Annotated in this window: 18 protein-coding genes and 5 tRNA genes; 7 read left to right on the forward strand and 16 right to left on the reverse strand. The window is 45.6% G+C overall.

What is annotated here, in order from left to right; all coding sequences use genetic code 11:
* Window positions 1-20: 20 nt before the first annotated feature.
* The 9 genes from R8N46_RS13030 to R8N46_RS13070 all read right to left on the reverse strand — a co-directional run bounded on the left by R8N46_RS13030 (window position 21) and on the right by R8N46_RS13070 (window position 9,860).
* Entirely contained in the window at window positions 21-350 is a 330-nt protein-coding gene (locus tag R8N46_RS13030; protein ID WP_085570076.1) for an SMR family transporter, read from the reverse strand.
* Window positions 347-751, reverse strand: a complete 405-nt coding sequence (locus R8N46_RS13035) for an SMR family transporter (RefSeq protein ID WP_005379135.1) — start codon at window positions 749-751, stop codon at window positions 347-349. The genes R8N46_RS13030 and R8N46_RS13035 overlap by 4 nt, the downstream gene beginning before the upstream one ends.
* 267 nt (window positions 752-1,018) lie before the next feature.
* Window positions 1,019-1,954 carry a LysR family transcriptional regulator gene (locus tag R8N46_RS13040; protein ID WP_005379132.1) on the reverse strand — a complete coding sequence of 312 codons (936 nt, stop codon included), beginning with the start codon at window positions 1,952-1,954 and terminating at the stop codon, window positions 1,019-1,021.
* 55 nt (window positions 1,955-2,009) lie between these two features.
* A complete protein-coding gene (locus R8N46_RS13045) occupies window positions 2,010-3,017 on the reverse strand; it encodes a substrate-binding domain-containing protein (protein ID WP_017636149.1) in 1,008 nt (335 codons plus the stop codon).
* Window positions 3,018-3,243: 226 nt separating this feature from the next.
* Window positions 3,244-4,263, reverse strand: a complete 1,020-nt coding sequence (locus R8N46_RS13050) for an SPOR domain-containing protein (protein WP_213972334.1) — start codon at window positions 4,261-4,263, stop codon at window positions 3,244-3,246.
* Between the two features lie 157 nt (window positions 4,264-4,420).
* Window positions 4,421-5,371, reverse strand: a complete 951-nt coding sequence (locus R8N46_RS13055) for an ABC transporter permease (protein ID WP_005384239.1) — start codon at window positions 5,369-5,371, stop codon at window positions 4,421-4,423.
* A 2-nt stretch (window positions 5,372-5,373) separates the two neighbouring features.
* Window positions 5,374-6,351 carry an ABC transporter permease gene (locus R8N46_RS13060; protein ID WP_005379110.1) on the reverse strand — a complete coding sequence of 326 codons (978 nt, stop codon included), beginning with the start codon at window positions 6,349-6,351 and terminating at the stop codon, window positions 5,374-5,376.
* A gap of 147 nt (window positions 6,352-6,498) precedes the next feature.
* Complete coding sequence (locus R8N46_RS13065; protein WP_005379109.1) at window positions 6,499-8,052, reverse strand: ABC transporter substrate-binding protein; 1,554 nt, start codon at window positions 8,050-8,052, stop codon at window positions 6,499-6,501.
* 92 nt (window positions 8,053-8,144) lie between these two features.
* Window positions 8,145-9,860, reverse strand: a complete 1,716-nt coding sequence (locus tag R8N46_RS13070; protein ID WP_115385638.1) for an ABC transporter ATP-binding protein — start codon at window positions 9,858-9,860, stop codon at window positions 8,145-8,147.
* A gap of 661 nt (window positions 9,861-10,521) precedes the next feature.
* On the opposite strand from R8N46_RS13070, the gene R8N46_RS13075 reads away from it, so the two are divergent.
* Window positions 10,522-11,247, forward strand: coding sequence for an HAD family hydrolase (locus R8N46_RS13075; RefSeq protein ID WP_005379107.1), 726 nt, complete (start codon window positions 10,522-10,524; stop codon window positions 11,245-11,247).
* Between the two features lie 195 nt (window positions 11,248-11,442).
* Here R8N46_RS13075 and R8N46_RS13080 read toward each other — a convergent pair.
* From R8N46_RS13080 to R8N46_RS13100, 5 genes are all read right to left on the reverse strand, one after another.
* Window positions 11,443-11,519 (reverse strand) — tRNA-Pro (locus tag R8N46_RS13080).
* A 64-nt stretch (window positions 11,520-11,583) separates the two neighbouring features.
* A tRNA-His gene (locus tag R8N46_RS13085) sits at window positions 11,584-11,659 on the reverse strand.
* A 48-nt stretch (window positions 11,660-11,707) separates the two neighbouring features.
* Window positions 11,708-11,784: transfer RNA gene (locus tag R8N46_RS13090), tRNA-Pro, on the reverse strand.
* Window positions 11,785-11,853: 69 nt separating this feature from the next.
* A tRNA-His gene (locus R8N46_RS13095) sits at window positions 11,854-11,929 on the reverse strand.
* A gap of 33 nt (window positions 11,930-11,962) precedes the next feature.
* Window positions 11,963-12,039 (reverse strand) — tRNA-Arg (locus R8N46_RS13100).
* Window positions 12,040-12,374: 335 nt separating this feature from the next.
* Between R8N46_RS13100 and R8N46_RS13105 the strand changes: the two genes are divergently transcribed.
* Window positions 12,375-12,788, forward strand: a complete 414-nt coding sequence (locus tag R8N46_RS13105) for a c-type cytochrome (RefSeq protein WP_005384252.1) — start codon at window positions 12,375-12,377, stop codon at window positions 12,786-12,788.
* 73 nt (window positions 12,789-12,861) lie between these two features.
* Here R8N46_RS13105 and rep read toward each other — a convergent pair whose 3' ends face one another.
* Window positions 12,862-14,877: a DNA helicase Rep gene (rep, locus tag R8N46_RS13110; protein ID WP_005379104.1), complete on the reverse strand. Its 2,016-nt coding sequence runs from the start codon at window positions 14,875-14,877 to the stop codon at window positions 12,862-12,864.
* Window positions 14,878-15,047: 170 nt separating this feature from the next.
* Between rep and R8N46_RS13115 the strand changes: the two genes are divergently transcribed.
* The 4 genes from R8N46_RS13115 to ubiK all read left to right on the forward strand — a co-directional run bounded on the left by R8N46_RS13115 (window position 15,048) and on the right by ubiK (window position 20,269).
* Window positions 15,048-15,629: a TetR/AcrR family transcriptional regulator gene (locus R8N46_RS13115; RefSeq protein ID WP_005384254.1), complete on the forward strand. Its 582-nt coding sequence runs from the start codon at window positions 15,048-15,050 to the stop codon at window positions 15,627-15,629.
* A gap of 18 nt (window positions 15,630-15,647) precedes the next feature.
* Window positions 15,648-16,751 (forward strand): efflux RND transporter periplasmic adaptor subunit, encoded by a 1,104-nt coding sequence (locus tag R8N46_RS13120; RefSeq protein ID WP_213972333.1) that lies wholly within the window; start codon window positions 15,648-15,650, stop codon window positions 16,749-16,751.
* 12 nt (window positions 16,752-16,763) lie between these two features.
* The gene (vmeD, locus tag R8N46_RS13125) at window positions 16,764-19,886 is read left to right on the forward strand and encodes a multidrug efflux RND transporter permease subunit VmeD (protein WP_033907400.1); all 3,123 of its coding nucleotides are present in this window, start codon (window positions 16,764-16,766) and stop codon (window positions 19,884-19,886) included.
* A 131-nt stretch (window positions 19,887-20,017) separates the two neighbouring features.
* Window positions 20,018-20,269: a ubiquinone biosynthesis accessory factor UbiK gene (gene ubiK / locus R8N46_RS13130; RefSeq protein ID WP_005379099.1), complete on the forward strand. Its 252-nt coding sequence runs from the start codon at window positions 20,018-20,020 to the stop codon at window positions 20,267-20,269.
* A gap of 185 nt (window positions 20,270-20,454) precedes the next feature.
* Here the strand turns inward: ubiK and ilvC are convergent, their stop codons facing one another.
* On the reverse strand, window positions 20,455-21,939 hold the full coding sequence (gene ilvC / locus R8N46_RS13135; RefSeq protein WP_005379098.1) for a ketol-acid reductoisomerase: 1,485 nt from the start codon (window positions 21,937-21,939) through the stop codon (window positions 20,455-20,457).
* Window positions 21,940-22,082: 143 nt separating this feature from the next.
* Here ilvC and ilvY point away from each other — a divergent pair, with 143 nt between their 5' ends.
* A complete protein-coding gene (ilvY, locus tag R8N46_RS13140; RefSeq protein WP_318098385.1) occupies window positions 22,083-22,973 on the forward strand; it encodes an HTH-type transcriptional activator IlvY in 891 nt (296 codons plus the stop codon).
* Window positions 22,974-23,135 lie beyond the last annotated feature (162 nt).

The following is a 23,135-nucleotide window of genomic DNA, read 5'->3' on the forward strand; positions in this document are numbered from 1 at the left end:
CTAGCATTCAGTAAATTACATCAAGCGGTCTTCATCACTACGACGGCAGCAATCACCACAAAGATACCAAACCAGCCGATTGGTTTGAGTTTCTGCTTAAACAGCAAGGCTCCACCCACTGCGGTACCCAAGATACCGATCGCACCCCAAGAGGCATAAGCAATGGCTAAGTCGATCTCTTTCACCGCTTGTGCCAACAGCGTGAATGCTGTCAGTACCAACACAATCGCCGCAATGCCCCAGCTTTTATATTTAAAGCCTTTTGAGCGTGTCAGCGCCATATTGGCCATGATATCGACCAAGGCAGCCATCACGACAAATCCAAATGACATCGTAAAAAATTGACTCATGATTCGCACCTTGTACTAGTAGAAAATGAACGTTCTTTTGCCGGTTTATCGGCATTTTTCTTGGCGTTAGGTTGACCATGTGATTCCCCTAAGGTCACACACACAATGCCAACAACGGCTAACATCAAACCAAACAATTCTTGATGGTTTAAGTTGGCATCAAAGGCGATGATCGACACCACGGTGATCAACGAGATACCTAACCCTTCCCAAACAGCGTATGCCACACCTATCGATATTTTCTTCGCGGCAAACGCGAGAAAGTAGTAAGAGATTGCGATCAGCACATACATTACGATGTAGCCCCACCACCCGTGCCCTTGTCCGATAAGAGACATAGTGCTGGTGCCAGCCACTTCGGCAACGATGGCGAGCAATAAAAATAGACGTGCAACTAGCATGATTAATCCTCCATCAGAAATTAAAAAAATGCATAACGGAGAATGGTGAATGCCGCGTACCTGTATCGACATTCAAAAAGTTAAAAAGATAAAAATGAGCCACTTCTCCTGACTATTTGAGATAAGGTTAGCGCTGGGTAGGAAAAAGAGACAGGTAATTGAGATATTCATTTTTGAATATCTTAAGAAGTAAGTTGTCTATGTAATCACACAATATTGATAAGGTTAAAGCATCTACTCTCATTCAGCCGATGCCATAAAGTGACATCACTGCGTAAAAATCAGAGGCGTGTTGAGGGTTTGTCGCACCACTTTATGTAGGTGTCTGTGCAAAGGATGGTTGCGGTTGGTTTGAAGGAAACCGCCAGAGACAACAAACTGGCTAAACTCACGATTAACGGGTGGCATTGCGTAAGAGGCGAGTTCTGGCATCAACAATGCCGAGCTTTGACTGGCATACATAATCGCGTCGGTTTCTTGCAACATTTGGCAAGCCAAACGCAAATTATAGGACTTCAGTAACACTACTGGCTCATAACCCATGCGTCGATACTCGGACTCCACGGTACAAAGCGGTTTATATGACGCAGGCGCAGGCAAAGAGACGAGTGGTAGTTTGGACACCGTGTCCCAATCATTGCTGACTTTCGACAACGTTGGGTGGTTTTTGCGCGCCAAAATCACTCGTTTTTCAACGAATAACGGGCGCATGTAAATGTCTTTCGACAGCTCGGTCTCTTGGTCAAGAATGCAGTAATCGTGCTCGCCTTCTAACATTTCATCGTGCGAGTAAGTATTCCAGCTGGAAAAGGCAAAGTGCGCTTTGGGAAAGGCTCGATGACAACCAGTGAGCAGTCGCTGCCCTTGTTCATCCATCAAATAAGGGTCAGTTACAATCGCAATCTGCCCTTGGTATTGCAGTGGGTCGAACACTTCAAATTCTTGCACCACTTTTTCCAGTGGCGCAACCATATTGTCGAACTCGGCGGCGAGACGAATCGCCATGGGTGATGGCTCTACCCCATGTGCTTTACGCACAAAAAGCGGGTCATCAAACACTTGCTTCAACTTCATCACACCGCGGCTGGCGCTCGGTTGAGAAATGCCAAGCTGCATTGCGGCCAGCTTGATGCTGCGGTTTTCCACCACGGCTTTTAATAAACGCATTAAGTTGAGATCCAATGCATCCAGCTGATGTGCCATACCCTAACCTACCAATACCATTGATGAGCGAATACAAAGAGCAGTTAACAATTAGTTAAACACTCTCTCCCGACGTGATCTGATAACCCATATCGAAGACTTTTTCTTCTTGCGTTTCGCCTTTCAGGCGCGCAATTAATAGCTCTGCGCTCTTTACACCAATTTGGAAACGCGGCGTATCAACGCTGGTCAGTTTCGGACTGATGGTTTGACCGATATCCAGCGCGTTATAGCCCGCCACTGCCAATTGCTGTGGAACTTGAATGCCACGTTGCTGCGCACTCAGCATGGTGCCAATTGCGATGTCATCGTTGGTACAGAACACCCCATCGAGCGTTGGGTGCGTTTCCAGTGCACGTTCGAGCAAATCATGCGCTAAAGAAAAACTCGAATGATCACCAGTTAATACATGTTTAGGTTCTAGCCCTGCTTCTGTCATCGCGCGATCGTAACCTTGCATCCGCAATTTGGTTCGCGTATCCAGACGCGCGCCAAAATAGACGATTGTACGCTTCCCCGTATCTAGCATCTGCTTAACCACGGTGTACGACGCATCTTCATGATCGAGTCCAACCGCCATATCAATCGGCTCCGATGGCAGTTCCATGGTTTCGACCACCGGAATGCCCGCATTTTTGATCATCTGTAATGTACGCGGCGTGTGATGGCTTTCAGTTAGAATAAGCCCATCGACTTGATAAGAGAGTAATGACGCGATCTTGCGCTCTTCTTCAAGCTCATCGTAGCTAAAATGCGCTAAAAGCGTCTCATAGCCATTGGCTTTGGTCACCATCTCTATGCCCTGAACAAAGGAAGCAAAAATTTGGTTGGACAAAGACGGCAGTAAAATACCAATGGCTTTACTGGAGGACTTTGACAACATCGCCGGTGCACGGTTTTCGATGTAACCCATCTCTTCAATCGCAGTCGCAATCTTGGCCCGAGTCTTTTCTGCCACCGATTCAGGGTTACGCATATAGCGTGAAACGGTCATCTTCGTGACGCCAACCTGGTCTGCGACATCCTGCAATGTCGTACGAGTTTTCTTATTCTGTTGAGCCATAAATATGTGATTTATCAGTAATGTTACAAGTAACATTATGACGAATAGACTCTCTGCCGACAAGTTCAGTGAAAATAATTCGCAAAATGAGATGAATATCAGTGGTAGAGCGTATTAGCAAACGCATCACAAAGAAACGCCACTTAAATAGCGATAATATTTGAGACCGCAAAAAAGCCCCGAACTCGGGGCTTTCTTCTATATTTTGACCACAATATCTGAGTCGTTATTTCACGCACACCACGTTCAATAATGAGGTCCCGGTGAGCTGATTGGGCTCACGATCGGCGAACAAACCTTTCTTATCTTTGCCCCAATACGGCAGTTGCAGTGGCCATTGATTTTTTTCCATCACCCCAGACGCCCTCAGCGCTTTAAACTCTGCAGGGTTAGCTAAGCTCATACCCAGTTGCTGACATATTTTGTGCGAGTTTTCGTAGTTGAGGCGGTTCCACGGCTTACCATGTTCCATGTAAAACTGATTATGGTGATCGAGTAAATATGGGACCACGTACGTTTTGCCCTGTACTGAAGTTCTCAACCGAACTTCAATGTCATCATTTCCAGTGACAATTGGCTTCGCTTTGGTCTTAGCAACAGGCGTAGACGAAGAGCTATCACGTGAACTTTTTGCCTTGGTATCTGGCTTCTCTGCCCGCGCTTTAAAGGCGTCGGTATCAGATCGCACAGCAGGAACTGGCGCGGGTTTCGGGGTCACCGTCGGTGTTGGCTTAACCGAAGATGCGGCTGATTTCGACGATACAGTAGATTTAGGTGTAGGTGGTGTTACTGGTTGTTTCGTCCCTTTCCCAACCACTCGGATGAACGCCTCTTTGTAATTCGACAAGGTTTTGACTCCTCGTAAGTCATCCCTCGCATCAGACAATGCCTTGTAAGGTCCAATCAAACAGCGATAGCCTTTGGATTCAGGCTTCATCCATACGTCAGTCGTGATTTTACTATAGAGAGGCTTAGCTTTCGCGAGAGACATAGGCTTGGGTAGCAATCCGCATTGAATCCAGTAAAGGTAGTTGCCCCCCTGCGGCACTTTCTTTCCCCATACTCCGTTACCAATTGGGCACGTTTTCTCAAGCATCGGTAATTCTTTCTCGCTGGCTTGAGTGGCTTGGCAAAGGAACTCCTCCGCCGATACTGGGCTAGAAAACTGGGCGCATACCAGCAACAAGCCGAAAGCTAGGCTTGCTTGGAAGATACGAGATGGGTGTTGTGCCTTCTTCATTTCCATACACTTCACTCTAAATTAGTGGGTAAGGTCATTATGGCGGCAAAGCGCCAAAAAAATGTGAACAAAGAATAACTAGCAAAAAAAGAGCCGGAATTTGCATCCGGCTCTCAGTTTAGGAAGGAATTAAGCGAATTTACAACGCTTGGTGGGAAAATTCTTATCCTTTGTACAGTTTCGGGTTGAATACATCACGTAGCCAGTCGCCCAACAGGTTGATAACCAAAACCAATGTTACGAGCACGATGCCTGGGAAGGCAGTAATCCACCACGCACCTGAGAAGATGTAGTTAAAGCCGATGCTGATCAGCGCACCTAGTGACGGCTGATCAACAGGAAGACCCAAACCTAGGAATGACAGTGCCGCTTCCGACATGATCGCGTTCGCTACCTGTACCGTCGAGATAACCAAGATTGGCGATAGACAGTTTGGCAGAATGTGACGGAACATGATTCGCGGAGCTTTAAAGCCCATCACACGCGCCGCTTCGACGTATTCTTTCTTCTTCTCTGCCAATACCGAGGCACGAATTGTCCGTGCGTATTGCGGCCATTCAGCCACACCGATGATCACCACCAGCATCACCACTGCGTATTGGCTGTAAAAATCGCTGCCAAAGCTGGCTTTGAAAATGGCCGATACGATGATCGCCACCATCATGGTTGAGAACGATAGTTGAACATCGGCAAAGCGCATCAAGAAGCTATCGATACGACCACCGAAGTAACCCGCCGACAAACCAATGATGATACCCAGAATCAACTGAAGACCGACGGCTAAAAAGCCGATCGTCAAAGACAAACGAGAACCGTAAAGAATGGTCGATAAAATATCACGGCCTTGCTCATCAGTACCAAGAACAAAACGCTCATCGCCATCTTCCATCCACGAAGGTGGCAACTCAGAATCCATGATGTCGATAGACGTCAGATCGTACGGATCTGTTGGCGCAAGAATCGGTGCAGCCAATGCCAATACTAAGAACATCATAAAGACGGTAAAACTCGCCATCGCCACTTTGTCGCGTTTGAAGTAATACAGAAAATCTGACTCTTTGAAACGCTGCCACGCTGATGGAGCAGGAGCTGGTGTTAAATTTGATTGGCTCATGATTAAGCTCCTTTTCCAGTTAGGTTCACAGTTGGGTTGATGATGCCGTACAGCAAGTCAACGATGGTATTGGTTACCACGAAGATCAGACCAACAAAGATAACGTAGGCAGTGATCAGCGGTGTATCTACACGGTTGATTGCCTCTAGGAAAAGGAAGCCAGTGCCCGGCCATTGGAACACGGTTTCAGTAAGAATGGTGTAGGCCACCATGGTACCAATCTGCACACCACCTACTGTCAATACTGGCAGCATGGTGTTCTTAAGTGCATGTTGGTAATAAATCTTTTGTAAGTTCAAACCTTTTGCTTTGGCGAACTTAATGTATTCCGAACTCAGAACTTCCAGCATTTCTGAACGCACCAAGCGGATGAACAACGGCAACATGATAGACGCTAGCGCAATACAAGGTAGGATGAGGTGCTTGATACCATCAATGGTAAAGAAGCCAGATTCCCAACCGAGCACATTAGCGGTCTCGCCCCGCCCGTAGGAAGGCAGCCAACCGAGTTCTATAGAGAAGACATACATCAGCATGATTGCGGTTAAGAACACCGGAATCGAGATACCGACACTGCTCATCGCCATGACAAATTTGGTAAAAACACTCTTAGGATGAATCGCAGAGTACACCCCAAGCGGAATAGAGAAAACAATGATGATAAGCGTCGCGCCAAACACGAGCTCTAATGTAGCTACCAGCTTGTCGAGAATCACCTCAACCGCAGGTCGCTTGAAAAAATATGAGGTACCCAAATCACCTTGCAATGCATTACCCACAAAGCGCGTGTACTTTGTGATAAAGGGATCGTTCAGGCCCAAGTCGTCGCGTAGCGCTTGACGCTCCGATTCCGAAACCGACTGACCTACAAGCTCACGCAGCGGATCACCCAGGTTGTCCTGAATGGCAAACGCCACCAAACTGATCACAAACATCACTATCAGTGCCTGAAACAGGCGCTTGACCAGAAACGAAAACATTCCTTGCCCCTTAACTATCCATAGATCTCTAAATTAGAGAGAAAATTCAGTCTAAATAACCAACTCAATCCGACTGAAACAAAACTGAGTCGAGTGCTTTAAGTTGAGGAGGGAAATCCATCCCTCCTCAAAGTCGACTAACCGTGATTATTCAACCACTAGGTCACCGAAGTAAGGCATTACCATTGGGTTAACGATATCTGCCGCTTTCACGTTAGACTTCGCGCCCCATGCTTCACTTTGCCAGTGTAGCGGTACGAATGCTGCGTCGTTGTATAGTGTCGCTTCTACGCCCTTCAGCATTTCTGCACGTTTCGCAGGATCCGTCTCTACGTTCGCAGCTTCAACCACTTTGTCCATTTCTGGGTTTGAGTAGTAACCACAGTTGTACTGACCACGACCAGTTTCTTCGTTACGAGTCATGGTTAGGAACTCGTTGAAGTTCGCCGAATCTTCCGTATCTGAGTGCCAACCGATCATCAGCATGTCTGCCGCACACTTGTCGAACTCTGGCCAGTATTGCGCTTTTGGCATGGTCTTCAGATCAACCTTGATACCGATCTTAGACAACATTGCCGCCGCCGCTTGTGCTACTTTCGCATCATTCACGTAACGGTTGTTTGGTGCGATCATCGTTAGCGTCAGGCCGTTTTCGTAACCCGCTTCTTTCATCAGTTCTTTCGCTTTCTTCAAATCGTAGCGAGGAACCAGTTTGTCATCGTGACCTACGTAACCTGCCGGGCTTTGCTGACCAGCGGCCGTTGCGAAACCTTTCATGATTTTCTTCACGATACCTTCGTTATTGATTGCGTGAACAATCGCTTGGCGAACGCGAACGTCTTTCAATGCTTCGTTGCTGTTTTGGTTTAGTTGGAACGTGATGATACGAGTACCAGGTAGCGTAACTAGGTCGATGCCGTCAGCATCTTCAACGCGTTTGTGGTCGTTTGGCGCTACAGGGTGAATCATGTCAACACCGCCAGAAAGCAGCGCTGCTACACGAGTTGCGTCTTCTTTAATTGGCACAAGCGTTAGCTTATCAACGTTACCTTTCGACTCTTTGTCCCAGTAATCTTTAAAGCGTTCAAATTCCACTTTTACGCCCTGTTCACGAGAAGTCACAATGAATGGACCCGTGCCAGAAACGTTAGTCGATGCGAATGAATTACCGTGCTTCACTAGCTCAGACTTATCTTTGCCGTCCGCAGTTTTGCCAGTGTAGAACTTGCTGTCCATTGGGAAAATGTACGTTGCGGTTTGCAGCACTAGTGGGTAAGGACCTTTAGTTACAAGATCGAACGTGTTGTCGTCAACTTTGACGATTTTCTCGTACGGGTCGAAGATGTTTTTAAAGTCAGGAGAGCTTTGTAAACGCTGGAACGTCCACACGACGTCGTCAGCCGTTAGAGTATTGCCAGAATGGAATTTCACACCTTCACGCAGTTTGAAACGAACAGTCGTATCGTTAATACGTTCCCAGCTTTCCGCTAGGCGAGGCTCGAAATCCATTTTTTGAGTAAAGCGAACCAACGGATCAAATACCATGTGTGACATTTGCAGTGTGCCACCTGATAGCTGCTCATGTGGGTCAAGCGATACTGGGTCAGCTGCATAGCCAACTTTGATATCTGCTGCCATTGCGTTAAAGCTTAGGCCCGCAGCCATTAGCGCCACTGCTAATTTGCTTTTCATGGTTTTCATTTGCATAACTCCTTCATGCGGGGATACGGATCCCTTGTTGTTGTGTTTGCGTCTTTGTTATGACTAAAGGTTAGCCAAGCGAATTGCTTGGTTTATGCCGTTTCGATCTCTTCTCGCAAGCCTGTAAACTCCGGCATCAGAGAAATCAATTTTTTGCTGTATTCGTGTTGAGGTGCCGTGAATAACTGTTCTGTTGGTGCCACTTCTAAAAGTGTACCCATTTGCATCACACCTACTCGGTCACACATCTGACGAATAACAGGTAAATCGTGGCTGATAAACAACATAGTCAAGTTCAGCTCACTTTGCAGATCTTTCAGCAAGTTTAGAATTTGTGCCTGTACCGATACGTCCAGTGCTGAGGTCGGTTCATCACAAATCAAAAGTCGAGGACGAGTCGCCAACGCACGCGCAATAGAAATACGCTGACGCTGACCACCGGAGAATTCATGAGGATACTTTAGCCCAGCCATTCGACCCAAACCAACATGATCCAATAGGTCATTCACGATTTGGCGAGTTTCCGACTCGTTTTTCGTCAATTTATGAAAACGGATTGGCTCAGCAATAATATCAAATACCTTCATACGAGGGTTCATTGAAGTATACGGGTTTTGGAACACCATCTGCATTTGACGACGCATCGGGCGGCGCTCTTTCTCAGAGGTTAAAGCGGTCAGGTCAATGCCCTCGAATTTCACCTGACCAGAGTTAGGTTGGTATAAACCAGCAATCACACGTGCAATGGTCGATTTACCTGAACCAGACTCGCCCACCAAACCAAAGGTTTCGCCTTCGTGCACTTCAAAGCTCACATTATTAGATGCTTGCACGTATTCTCGGCGGCTCTCGAACAAAGAGTCTTTGGTCACAAAGCGAAGATTGACGTTCTTCACGTCCAAAAGCGGGCCAGCGTACTCACGCTCATCTTGGCTTTGTCCTAACCAGTGGTTCTTGATATCGAGTGGCTCCATTTCCGCCGCTTCTTCTATATAGCTTACTAACGGGAAACGATCTAGCTTTCTGTCTGAACGTGGTACCGCTGAAATTAGACTGCGAGTATAAGAGTGATCAGGATCGCCCAATACTTTGGCTGTTGGTCCAAACTCCACTAAGTCACCACGATACATTACCGCCACGCGATCGGTGACGTTGGAGACGACACCCATATCGTGAGTAACCAACATACAGCCGACATTGTTCTTGATACACAGCTCGCGGATCAAGTTGAGGATTTGGTCTTGGATAGAAACGTCTAACGCTGTAGTTGGTTCGTCCGCAATGATGAGATCAGGCTCACCAGCCAAAGCAATGGCAATGACAACACGCTGACGCATACCACCAGAGAATTGGTGCGGGTACTGTTTTAAGCGGTTTTCTGGTTGCGGAATACCAACCTGCTGCATAAGAGAAAGCGCGCGCTGATACGCCTCTTCATCAGAGACCTTCATGTTGGCGTGGATCGTCTCTTTCAGCTGTTGCTCAACAGTAAAAAGTGGATTGAGCGAGGTCATCGGATCTTGGAAAATAAAACCTATTTTCGAGCCGCGAACCTTACGCATCGCTTCTGGTGATAGGCCAGAAATTTTTTCTCCATCCAAGAAAACATCGCCGCTAGCAACGCGACCTGGAGGGCTAAGCAAATCAATAACGGCGTTACCAACGGTGGATTTACCCGCACCTGATTCGCCAACAACACCCACGATTTCACCACGTTCAATATGAAAAGAAAGTGACTTCACGGCAGCGTGAACGCCGTGTCGGGATGGGTATTCAATACGAAGGTTTTTCACTTCTAATAGTGACATTTCAGACCTCTACTGCCTTGTCTGTGGTATCGAATCATGCCAAAGGCACCATTCATCACCTGAATGAATCCGTTCAAATTCAGAATAATACTCTGAAATCTTAATGCGGAAATAATTTGGCAAAAATCACACAAAAAAGCAACAATTAAAGTATATTCCGCCGAAAAAACATTAAATAAACGCACAATTAGCGAATAAAAATGCATTAACAAGTATTTAACCATTTTCATATCACACTATTTTTGTGCGTCATGCACCAATAAAACTAGAAAAATGCTCTAAAAGCAAACATGAGCTAAACAAGATCATTAACCATATTATTCATGTGCATTTATTAACATTTAACAAACAATATCATATGCAAAAAGTGTTTTTTCAACATAAAAAACTATTAATAAAATAGTCGGCAAATACAAAAAGCCAAACTTAGGAAGAGAAAGGATAGGTCAAAACGTGAACAAAACAGCAAAACCACACAAATCCTGCTCCAATGCAGATTATGCGCCACTTAAGCGGTTTATTGACTAAGCAAAGGAAAGTACCGCTATCTTCATTCGTACGTCATAAGAAAACTCGCCGGTTTTAACCCTTTACGACACAATTGAGAGTGGGATAATAGATGAACAGTGTCAAAGCCAAGCCGTAAATAAAAGGAGCCCCTGTGCTTAAAGCGATTTTTTTTGATATGGACGAGACTTTATGTGCAACGTCACAAGCCGATAAAGTTGCAGGACAAGCGTTTACAACTTGGATTCATAAAACCTACCCACAAGTGACTGAGCCAAAAGCTTTTTTGCAGCGCTACTTACAGGGTGTATACAAAAAGCTGAATGCTGAGTTCCCTCACCTTGTTGCTCTGCTACCCGATGAAAATGCCTTCCGTTGTGGCCTGATCCAAAACATCTTGGCGGAGCAAGGCGTCAGCATCACTGCAAAAGAGGCTCAACAAGCTCAAGACTACTTTGACTCTGCACGTATGGGCGCGTTCACTTTCTTCCCTGGTGTAAAAGAAATGCTCAGCGACCTTCGTCAACATTACAAACTCGTCGTGATCACTAACGGCCCGATTTTTTCTCAACACCCTAAATTAAACGCGACACAAATGAGCAACTGGGTGGACCATATTATTGTGGGAGGAGAAGAGCCAGAAGAGAAACCTGCTACAAGTATTTTCCAAAAAGCGCTCGACTTGGTCGAAGTAAAACCAGAAGAGGCTCTACACGTGGGCGACTCTTTACCTGCTGACATTGCTGGCGCTAACAATATGGGCATTTTGAGTGTATGGGTGAATGCGACAGGCGCAAGCAACTCAACGGATATAACGCCAAGTTTTGAAATCCAAGAAACGGTAGAACTGAAAGAAATCCTTAAAACACTCGCCCAATAAAAGCAGCGGATTAGAAAACTACAAAACCCCAGACACTGCTCTGGGGTTTATTTTGTCAGCTCGAAAAGCATTTGGATCATAGGTGGTCAAAAGCCCCTAGAGCTGTACACTTTTGGGAAAAATTGAAATGGAATGCCGATTCTTTTCAGGAGAGATGCAAAAAAGCCCCAGTCTTTCGACTGAGGCTTTAAATAGTGGTCGGTGAAGAGGGATTCGAACCCCCGACCCTCTGGTCCCAAACCAGATGCGCTACCAAGCTGCGCTATTCACCGAACTGTATTTGCTGATTTTCTCAAATCAGACAGGACACTTCAACTAAGAAGTCACCTTAATTAATGGGGTGGCTAACGAGATTCGAACTCGCGACCACCGGAATCACAATCCAGGGCTCTACCAACTGAGCTATAGCCACCATCAATTTTTGCTGTTTACCGCTCTATTAGAGCCATAAACTAAATAGTGGTCGGTGAAGAGGGATTCGAACCCCCGACCCTCTGGTCCCAAACCAGATGCGCTACCAAGCTGCGCTATTCACCGACGATGTTTTATCTTGATTGAATCAAGATTGGGAGCAATGCTACCGCATTCAATCTAAAAAAGAAAGAATGGGGTGGCTAACGAGACTTGAACTCGCGACAACCGGAATCACAATCCGGGGCTCTACCAACTGAGCTATAGCCACCACTGATTTTTACCGATGTATCCTCCGAGGCAATGGTACGCCCGAAAGGATTCGAACCTTCGACCTTTGGCTCCGGAGGCCAACGCTCTATCCAACTGAGCTACGGGCGCATGCCCTATCGGCGGAGTGGAATAATACGGATATCACACTATGCCGTCTAGTACTTTTTTTACTTTTTTTATCGTTTGGTCTCTTTTTCGACAGTTATCTTCCGTTAAAGTGGATTTTTGATGTGATTCACGCCCTGTCATGGATAACTTGTTGTTTATTGCAACAAGTTATCGGGATATAATCACCCATTATTTACATTGATTTAACAGCTGCAACCAAGTTGTCTAATCATTCTATGCCATTCAGTGGAATTTAATGATTTCTCTGCTCGGCATTAATACTCTAACTATATAAATAGGTAAGTCACTTACCTCGGGAATGTGAAGTGGGTTTAATGGATATGTCTCGACAAATGATTAGCGTTTTGTTCGCTGCCTTAACGTTTTCTACGGCAGCTTTAGCTTCTGACATCAGCCAAACTGAATACGATGCGATCGCAGAACGCATCCAACCTGTCGGTGATGTTTATCTAGCGGGTTCTGAGCCAGTGAAAGAAGAGCCAACCGGTCCACGTGATGGCGCCACAGTTTATGGTACTTTTTGTATTGCTTGTCACGCATCTGGTGTAAACGGCGCACCTAAAACAGGTAATGCCGATGATTGGGCACCACGTATTGCACAAGGCAAAGATACGTTAGTGAAGCACGCATTAGAAGGCTTCAATGCGATGCCAGCCAAAGGAACCTGTATGGACTGTTCTGACGATGAAATCATCGCAGCAATTGACCACATGATTGAAGGTCTATAAGTAAAGACATCAACGAAAAAGGCTTGCCAGTTGGCAAGCCTTTTTGTTTTTAGTCAGTGAGAACAGGGTTACTTTACTTCTTAAACATTGCTCGAATATTGGCAATGTGTGCTTGACCTTTCGCCATACGCTCTTCTGCTGATACTGGCTTTTTGTTTACTTCCCATTCAACGTCATCAAATGGCAACTCATCCAAAAAGCGGCTTTGAGTCGGTTTGATCAACTCGCCGAACTGCCGACGCTCTTTGCACATAGTGAAAGTCAGTTCACGTTGCGCGCGAGTAATACCAACGTACATCAGGCGACGCTCTTCTTCCACGTTATCTTCATCAATACTGGTTTGGTGCGGTAAAATACCTTCTTCGGACCCAATTAAGTATACATATGGGAACTCAAGGCCTTTTGATGCGTGCAAGGTCATCAGTTGTACTGCATCACTGTCTTCATCTTCTTCACCGCGCTCCATCATGTCACGCAAGGTCAAACGTTGAACGACTTCTTTTAACGTTTTCTCTTCTTGATCGTAGTTGTCACCCTCTAGGTCCGCCACTATCCATGAATAAAGATCAGAAACGTTCTTCATTCGCATTTCAGCGGCTTTCGGACTTGCTGAAGTTTCGTATAGCCAATCTTCATAATGGATATCACGAACTAGCGAACGAACCGCTTCGACGGTATCACCACGCTCAGCTTGATCAGCAATCGCCACTAGCCATTGGGTGAAACGACGCAGGTTTTCTAGGCCACGTCCCGTTAGGTGCTGTTCGAGCCCCATTTCAAAGCTCGACTCAAACAGGCTCTTCCCTCGCATATTGGCATAACTGCCTAACTTCTCTAACGTTACTGGGCCAATTTCACGTCGTGGAGTATTCACAATGCGCAAAAATGCATTGTCGTCATCCGGATTAACCAAAACGCGCAAATACGCCATGATGTCTTTAATCTCTGCGCGCGCAAAAAACGAGGTGCCGCCAGAAATTTTATACGGTACACGGTTTTGCATCAGAGACTTTTCAATCAAACGTGATTGGTGGTTACCACGGTATAGAATCGCATAATCTTTATATTCGGTACGGTTTAGGAACTTATGCGCAATTAGTTCACCCGTTACGCGCTCTGCTTCATGCTCTTCATTTTTAGCCAACAACACTTTGAGTTTTTCACCGTCAGGAATTTCAGAGAACAAGGACTTCTCATAGACGTGAGGGTTGTTAGCTATCAAAATGTTGGCCGCACGCAGGATTCGACTCGTTGAACGGTAGTTTTGCTCTAGCTTAATCAAACGCAAATTTGGATAATCTTCACCCAGCAACACGAGGTTCTGAGGTTTCGCACCACGCCATGAATAAATAGACTGATCGTCATCCCCTACAACCGTCAATCGCCCACGTTCTCCGACAATTAATTTGACCAGCTCATACTGACTCGTGTTGGTATCTTGATACTCGTCAACCAGTAGGTAACGGATACGATTCTGCCAACGCTGACGAACATCTTCATGATTACGTAAGAGTAAAACGGGCATCAAAATTAGGTCATCAAAATCGAGCGCGTTATAGGCTTTCATTTGCTTTTGGTACATATCAAAACAGAACGCAAACAATTGTTGCTGTTCACCTTGCGCACGCGCTTTGGCTTGCTCTGGCGTCAACATGTCGTTTTTCCAGTTGGAAATACAACTCAGAAGCTGACGTAGCAGATCTTTATCACCATCAAGCTGCTTTTCGGTAAGTTCTTTGAGCAGCGCTAGCTGGTCTTGGTCATCAAACAGTGAGAAGCCCGCTTTCAACCCTAAATGCTTGTACTCACGCTTGATGATGTTCAATCCTAAAGTGTGGAATGTTGATACCATCAAACCTTTAGACTCACCTTTCCCTAACGTTTGACCTACACGCTCCTTCATTTCACGTGCTGCTTTGTTGGTAAACGTCACCGCAGCAATATTACGCGCTTTGTAACCACATTGCTGAACCAGATAAGCGATTTTATTGGTAATAACACGAGTTTTGCCCGAGCCAGCACCAGCTAGCACTAGGCATGGACCAGACACGTATTTCACGGCTTCATCTTGACTAGGGTTCAGCTTCATAGAAATTCTCTGCGGGTGATGAATGTGGCGCCTATGATAAAGGGGTGGCCTCGTGAAAGCTATGCTGATTTCTTGTAATTTTCACACCAATTAAGTGCAATATTCTGTTGCATAAATAGCGGGTATTTAAGCTATAATGAATGAACGTTCATTCACTAAAGGGTGACATTATGAAGGATAACCCTGCTGTAGATAAACGAGAACAAATCTTAGTCGCTGCTGAACAACTCATTGCTGAATCTGGCTTTCAAGGGCTTTCCATGCAAAAGCTCGCCAATGAGGCAGGTGTCGCAGCAGGGACGATTTACCGTTATTTCTCAGATAAAGAACATCTTTTAGAGGAACTACGCCTTAACGTTGCTAAGCGTGTTGCTACTGCGGTGCAACTAGGTGTTAGTGAAGAGATGCCTTTAAAACAGCGTTATCGAACCATGTGGCTCAATATTTGGAATCTAGCGAGCTCGAACTTAAGTGCGATCAGCAACCGAGTCCAATATGAGTCTTTACCCTGTTCAAATAGTAGCAAAGCTCGGGAACTTGAGAGACAAATGTTTGCCCAAGTAGATCTTCTTTTTAATCAGGGTAAAGACGAGGGAGTATTCAAGCTTCTCGATAACGAAGTACTTTCTGGATTAAGTTTTGAGGCAAGTGTTGCACTTGCTCGGAAACACGCTTTGGGATTTTATCAACTGGATAAGACGGCATTAGAGGCCGCTATTGAAGCCAGTTGGGATGCAATTATTAAACACTAACTTGGAGTTCTTAATAGAATGAAAAAGTGGATTTTGATGCTATCAATTGTTTTATTACTTTTTGGTAGCGTTGTTACATACAGACTAATTGATATCAAAGACAAAATGGAGCAGTTTGCCAATCGCCCTGAACCAGCATTCCCAGTAACCGTAACTGAAGTGCAAGCGGTGGATTGGGTACCAGTCATCGAGGAAATTGGTTTTATCGAGCCAAATCAAGGCGTGACGGTAGCGAACGAAACGAGCGGTGTTATCGATAAAATCGCATTTGATTCCGGTACTCAAGTCAAAGCAGGTCAGCCACTAGTACTGCTTGACTCTGACGTTGAGAAAGCGAATTTAAAGAGCTCGCAAGCCAAGTTGCCAGCAGCAGAAGCGAAATACAAACGCTACCAAGGGCTATTTAAAAAAGGCTCTATTTCTAAAGAAGCGTATGACGAAGCAGAAGCGAACTACTTCTCCTTAAAAGCGGACATTGAAAGCTTGAAAGCGACCATCGACCGACGCGAAATCAAAGCGCCATTTGATGGTGTAGTAGGTATTCGTAACGTGTACCTCGGTCAGTACCTACAAGCGGGTACCGATATTGTTCGCCTGGAAGACACCAGCGTGATGCGTTTACGCTTTACCGTGCCGCAAACCGATATTTCACGTATCAATATCGACCAAGAAGTGGATATCTTCGTGGATGCCTACCCAGAACAGCCTTTCAAAGGTTCAATTTCTGCGATTGAGCCTGCGGTTAACGTACAAAGTGGTTTGATTCAAGTTCAAGCGGATATCCCTAACAGTGACGGTAAACTGCGTAGTGGTATGTTCGCGCGTGCAAACATCATTCTGCCTAAGTTAGAAAATCAGGTCACTCTACCTCAAACCGCGATCACATTTACGCTATATGGCGACAATGTTTACATCGTAACAGAAGAAGATGGCGAAAAACGCGTTAAGCAGCATGTGGTAAAAGTTGGCGAACGCTCTAAAGATATCGCACACATTCTAGAAGGCGTGAAGCCAGGTGATGTGGTAGTGACATCGGGTCAAGTCCGTTTGAGTAACCATGCGAAAGTAAGCATTGTCGAAAGCGATGCAACTACCCCACCTGCTGAAACACCAATGCTTTAAGTTGGAGGCATCATGCGCTTTACAGATGTTTTTATAAAACGTCCAGTTTTAGCGGTATCGATCAGCTTTTTGATTGCATTGCTTGGTTTGCAAGCGGTGTTCAAAATGCAAGTTCGTGAGTACCCTGAAATGACGAATACGGTGGTCACCGTGACCACCAGTTACTACGGTGCAAGTGCCAACTTGATCCAAGGCTTTATTACTCAGCCATTGGAGCAAGCGGTGGCGCAAGCCGATAATATTGATTACATGACTTCGCAATCGGTACTAGGTAAATCAACCATTACTGTCAACATGAAGTTGAATACTGACCCGAATGCAGCATTGGCTGATATCTTAGCGAAAACGAACTCAGTACGTTCTCAGCTTCCAAAAGAAGCCGAAGATCCAACCGTAACCATGTCGACAGGTTCGACAACGGCGGTACTGTACATCGGCTTTACGAGTGACGAGTTATCTTCAAGCCAGATCACTGACTACCTTGAGCGTGTAATCAACCCGCAGTTGTTCACTGTAAACGGTGTATCCAAAGTTGACCTGTATGGTGGTATGAAGTACGCACTGCGCGTATGGCTAGATCCTGCCAAAATGGGCGCTTTGAAGTTGACCGCTACGGATGTGATGAGCGTTCTTAACGCCAACAACTACCAATCTGCAACCGGTCAAGCGACGGGTGAGTTCGTACTTTATAACGGTAGCGCAGATACTCAGGTATCAAACGTTGCTGAACTTGAAGCATTGGTCGTGAAAACTGGTGAAGGGGATGTCATCCGTCTAGGTGATATCGCTAAAGTAACGCTGGAGAAGAGTCACGACGTTTATCGCGCAAGTGCAAACGGTCAAGAAGCCGTGGTTGCGGCGATCAACGCAGCACCAAGCGCTAACCCAATCAACATTGCAGCAGACGTACTTGAACTGTTGCCTCAGCTTGAGCGCAACCTACCAAGTAACATCAAAATGAACGTGATGTACGACTCAACTATCGCCATCAACGAATCGATTCACGAAGTAGTGAAAACGATTCTTGAAGCAGCGGTCATCGTACTTGTGGTTATCACACTGTTCCTAGGTTCATTCCGCGCGGTAATCATTCCTATCGTGACCATTCCACTTTCATTGATTGGTGTGGCAATGGTGATGCAGGCAATGGGTTTCTCTTGGAACTTGATGACGCTACTGGCGATGGTGCTTGCCATCGGTCTGGTGGTGGATGACGCGATCGTTGTACTAGAAAACGTTGACCGTCACATCAAAGAAGGGGAATCGCCATTCCGAGCTGCAATTATTGGTACGCGTGAAATTGCGGTTCCAGTTATCGCGATGACATTGACGCTAGGTGCAGTGTACGCGCCGATCGCATTGATGGGTGGTATCACCGGTTCATTGTTCAAAGAGTTCGCTTTGACACTGGCAGGTTCAGTATTCGTATCCGGCATCATCGCTTTGACACTATCACCAATGATGTGTTCGAAGATGCTGAAGGCGAACGAGAAGCCAAGCAAGTTTGAGCAAAAAGTTCACCATGTACTTGATGGCATGACTAATCGCTACGCAAGCATGTTAAAAGCAATAATGGCTAGCCGACCAGTGGTGATCGTGTTTGCGATAATTGTATTCGCAAGTTTACCAGTCCTATTCAAGTTTATTCCTAGCGAGCTAGCTCCATCTGAAGATAAAGGTGTTGTAGTACTCATAGGGACCGCACCATCAAATTCGAATTTGGACTACATCCAAAACACCATGGATGATGTGAATAAGATTCTCTCTGATCAACCAGAAGTGGAATACGCTCAGGTATTTAACGGTGTACCGGATTCTAATCAAGCGTTTGGTTTAGCTACACTCAAACCATGGGGCGAACGAGAAGCGAGCCAAGCAGAAATCAAACAGCGTGTTGGTGGGCTTGTTTCGAGCATTCCGGGAATGTCTATTGCTGCCTACGAAATGCCGGAGCTACCAGGTGCTGGTTCAGGCCTTCCTGTACAGTTCGTAATTACAACGCCAAACAACTTTGAAAGTTTGTTTACCGTTGCAAATGACATTCTGTCGGAAGTAGCAAGCAGTCCAATGTTTGTCTATTCCGATCTGGATCTGAAATATGATTCTGCAACGATGAAGATCAAGATCGATAAAGACAAAGCAGGTGCCTACGGTGTGACTATGCAAGACATTGGTATCACCCTCAGCACCATGATGGCAGATGGTTATGTAAACCGTATCGACCTAAATGGCCGCTCTTATGAGGTAATTCCTCAGGTTGAGCGTAAATGGCGTCTAAACCCAGAATCGATGAAGAACTACTATGTACGCTCTGTGGATGGTAAAGCGGTTCCATTAGGTAGTCTGATTACCATTGATGTGGTGGCTGAGCCTCGCTCTTTGCCACACTTCAACCAGCTAAACTCAGCAACTGTGGGTGCTGTTACAGGCCCTGGTGTTTCGATGGGGGATGCAGTTAATTGGTTTGAAAATATTGCACAAACCAAACTGCCTGCAGGGTATAACCATGATTACATGGGCGAATCTCGTCAGTTTGTAACGGAAGGTAGTGCCTTGTATGCAACCTTCGGTCTTGCACTTGCGATCATCTTCCTCGTTCTGGCGATTCAATTTGAATCACTCCGCGATCCTATTGTCATCATGGTATCTGTACCTCTGGCAATATGTGGTGCCTTGATCGCATTGGCCTGGGGTACGGCCTCGATGAACATATACTCGCAGGTTGGTTTGATCACGCTGGTCGGCCTAATAACCAAGCACGGTATCTTGATCTGTGAAGTCGCCAAGGAAGAGCAGTTACATAATAAACTGTCTCGTATTGATGCGGTGATGGAAGCTGCGAAAGTGCGTCTTCGCCCTATCCTAATGACCACTGCAGCGATGATCGCAGGTCTGATCCCACTGATGTACGCAACAGGTGCAGGTGCCGCGCAACGTTTCAGTATCGGTATCGTCATCGTTGCTGGCCTTGCAATCGGTACACTGTTCACACTATTCGTGCTACCTGTGATTTACAGCTACCTAGCTGAAAAACACAAACCTCTGCCAGTATTTGTTGAAGACAAAGACTTGGAGAAGTTAGCGCGAGTTGACGAAGCGAAAGCAGCTCATCGTGAATTAGCGGATAACAGATAAGCTATTAAGGCATTCAAAAAGGTCACTTCGGTGGCCTTTTTTATTGCCGCTCTCTTTTTTGCCATCTAAATGGCGACTTTCACGTATCATTTACTTAAAATGAGGACAAATCAAAAGGAGTTTTAGCCACTATGTTTGACCCAAAGAAATTAGAGCAAATTGCTAAACAGATTCACGACTCAATGCCTCAACCTGTAAAAGAGTTGGGCTCTGATGTCGATCAGAAAGTTCGTCAAGTAATCCAAGGCCAGCTAAACAAGCTAGATGTTGTAAGTCGCGAAGAGTTTGATGTTCAAACTCAAGTTTTACTACGTACACGTCAAAAGCTAACAGAAATGGAACAGAAGTTGGCGCAACTTGAAGAAAAGCTTGCTGAAAAATAAGTATCAAAGCGCTCCTCACAAAGGAGCGTTTTTCTTATCGGCGCGCAGATAAATCGGCTAAAAACAAAAAGGCTTGGTCAACGGCGACCAAGCCTTTTGATTAGATGTTGTGTTTTATTTTGTATTTATCACTCCAGTCTGGCCAGAGTTCATTTAATATTTTCTCTACTTTGAAGCAAAGAAAATTAGCCACCAACCGCGATGCGCTTCATATCTGTCATATAACCACGTAGTTCTTCACCGATGTACTCTACAGGGTGGTTACGGATTGTTTCATTCACAGCGATAAGAGTCGCGTTATCCACTTGGTTAGACGTTTCACCTAAACCTTTACCAATTACGTCAGTATTTACGGCTGGCATAAACTTCTCACGTAGAAGCGGCGTTGCTACGTTAGCGAACAGGTAGTTACCGTATTCAGCCGTATCAGAGATAACCACGTTCATCTCGTATAAACGCTTACGTGCGATAGTGTTTGCGATAAGTGGCAGCTCGTGTAGAGACTCGTAGTAAGCAGACTCATCGATGATGCCAGAAGCGGTCATCGCTTCAAATGCTAGCTCAACACCCGCACGAACCATAGCAACCATCAGGATACCGTTATCGAAGTACTCCTGCTCAGAAATTTCTACGTCAGTTTCTGGGTAGTTTTCGAAAGCAGTTTCACCCGTTTCTGCACGCCAGCCTAGTAGGTTTGCATCGTCGTTTGCCCAGTCAGCCATCATCGTGCTAGAGAAGTGACCTGTGATGATGTCATCCATGTGCTTGTTGTATAGCGGACGCATCAGCTCTTTTAGCTCTTCAGAAAGTTCAAATGCTTTTACTTTCGCAGGGTTAGTTAAGCGATCCATCATATGAGTGATACCACCAAACTTCAGAGCTTCCGTGATCGTTTCCCAGCCGTATTGAAGAAGCTTGCCTGCGTAGCCAGGATCGATACCATCAGCAATCATCTTCTCGTAACACACGATAGAGCCAGCCTGTAGCATGCCACAAAGGATAGTTTGCTCACCCATTAGGTCAGATTTCACCTCAGCAACGAAAGAAGACTCTAGACAGCCTGCACGGTGACCACCGGTTGCTGCAGCCCAAGCTTTCGCGATATCCCAACCTTCACCTTTTGGGTCGTTCTCTGGGTGAACAGCGATAAGAGTCGGTACACCGAAACCACGCTTGTATTCTTCACGAACTTCCGTACCTGGACATTTAGGTGCAACCATTACTACCGTTAGGTCTTTACGGATTTGCATGCCTTCTTCAACAACGTTGAAACCATGAGAGTAACCCAGTGCTGCGCCTTCTTTCATTAACGGCATTACCGTCTCAACAACGTTTGTGTGCTGCTTATCTGGAGTAAGGTTTACTACTAGATCAGCTTGTGGAATTAGCGTTTCGTAGCTACCTACCTCAAAACCGTTGTCTTTTGCGTTTTTGAATGACTGGCGTTGCTCATCAATCGCGGCTTGGCGAAGCGCATAAGCAACGTCTAGACCAGAGTCGCGCATGTTCAGACCTTGGTTAAGACCTTGAGCACCACAACCTACAATGACTACTTTCTTACCTTTCAGATAATCCGCTTCTGAAGCGAACTCACTGCGGTCCATAAAACGACAACGACCTAATTGGTCCAACTGCTCGCGCAAGTTTAGGGTATTGAAATAATTAGCCATCTGGGTGCTCCTTTGAGATTCTTCCATTGAGGTCAGTAATTGCCTTACCGAATAACTTCATACTAAAACAGACATGAGATTGCTTAAAGTGATATATTCACAATTAATTATTGCAATTTATGCAACATGGAAATGAAAATTTAATGAATATCAAAAGCCTGCAACTTTTCATTCATCTCTGTGAGAGTAAAAGTTTCGCCAAGACCGCAGCGGCAATGCATATTAGCCCTTCAGCCTTAAGCCGACAGATACAAAAATTAGAGGAGGAAACCAGCCAACAATTGTTTTTACGCGACAACCGTAGCGTTGATTTAACTATCCAAGGTAAAAAGCTAGTCCCAGTCGCCTTAAAGATTCTTGGCGAATGGCAGCAGTATCAGAGTCACCTGAAGGGAACCGAGGATGAATTGAAAGGAGAAATCCGTCTCTTTTGTTCTGTTACTGCAAGCTACAGCCATCTTCCGGAGCTAATATCTGACTTTCGTATTCAGAACCCTTTCATTGAATTCAAACTATCAACCGGCGATCCAGCTCAAGCGATCGACAAAATACTAGCAGATGAAGCCGATATTGCCATATCAGCCAAGTCAGAACAGATGTCAAATAAAATCGCATTTGAAACGATCAGTGAAATCCCACTTTCTGTCATCGTACCTGTTGGGGTTAGTGCGTTTGCTGAAGAGCTACAAAAAGAAAAACCAGACTGGTCGGTCATTCCATTCATACTCCCAGAAGCAGGAACGGCAAGAGACAGGGCCAATAGTTGGCTCAAACAAATGAAAATAAAGCCAAAGATTTACGCACAAACTTCCGGACATGAAGCCATCGTAAGTATGGTTGCATTGGGGTGTGGAGTAGGTATCGCACCTGATGTTGTAATCAATAACAGTCCGGTAAGAGAAAAGATAAATCGTTTAAAAGTCTTACCAATTAAACCTTTTAAACTTGGTGTTTGCTGCAACAAAACTCAGCTGGAAAATCCGCTTGTTAAAGCCTTTTGGAAGGTTGCAGAGAGCAAGTATATCGCACCTTAGATGAACACTTTTTAGGTATAAAGTGAGCTAATTTTAAAACTCTATAGATGCAAAAAAGCCCGCTCTTTCGAGCGGGCTTCTTAAATTTAAAGCCTGGCGATGTCCTACTCTCACATGGGGAAGCCCCACACTACCATCGGCGCTATTTCGTTTCACTTCTGA

The sequence above is a fragment of the Vibrio sp. 1874 genome (genome assembly GCF_033344395.1).
GTDB lineage: Bacteria > Pseudomonadota > Gammaproteobacteria > Enterobacterales > Vibrionaceae > Vibrio > Vibrio alginolyticus.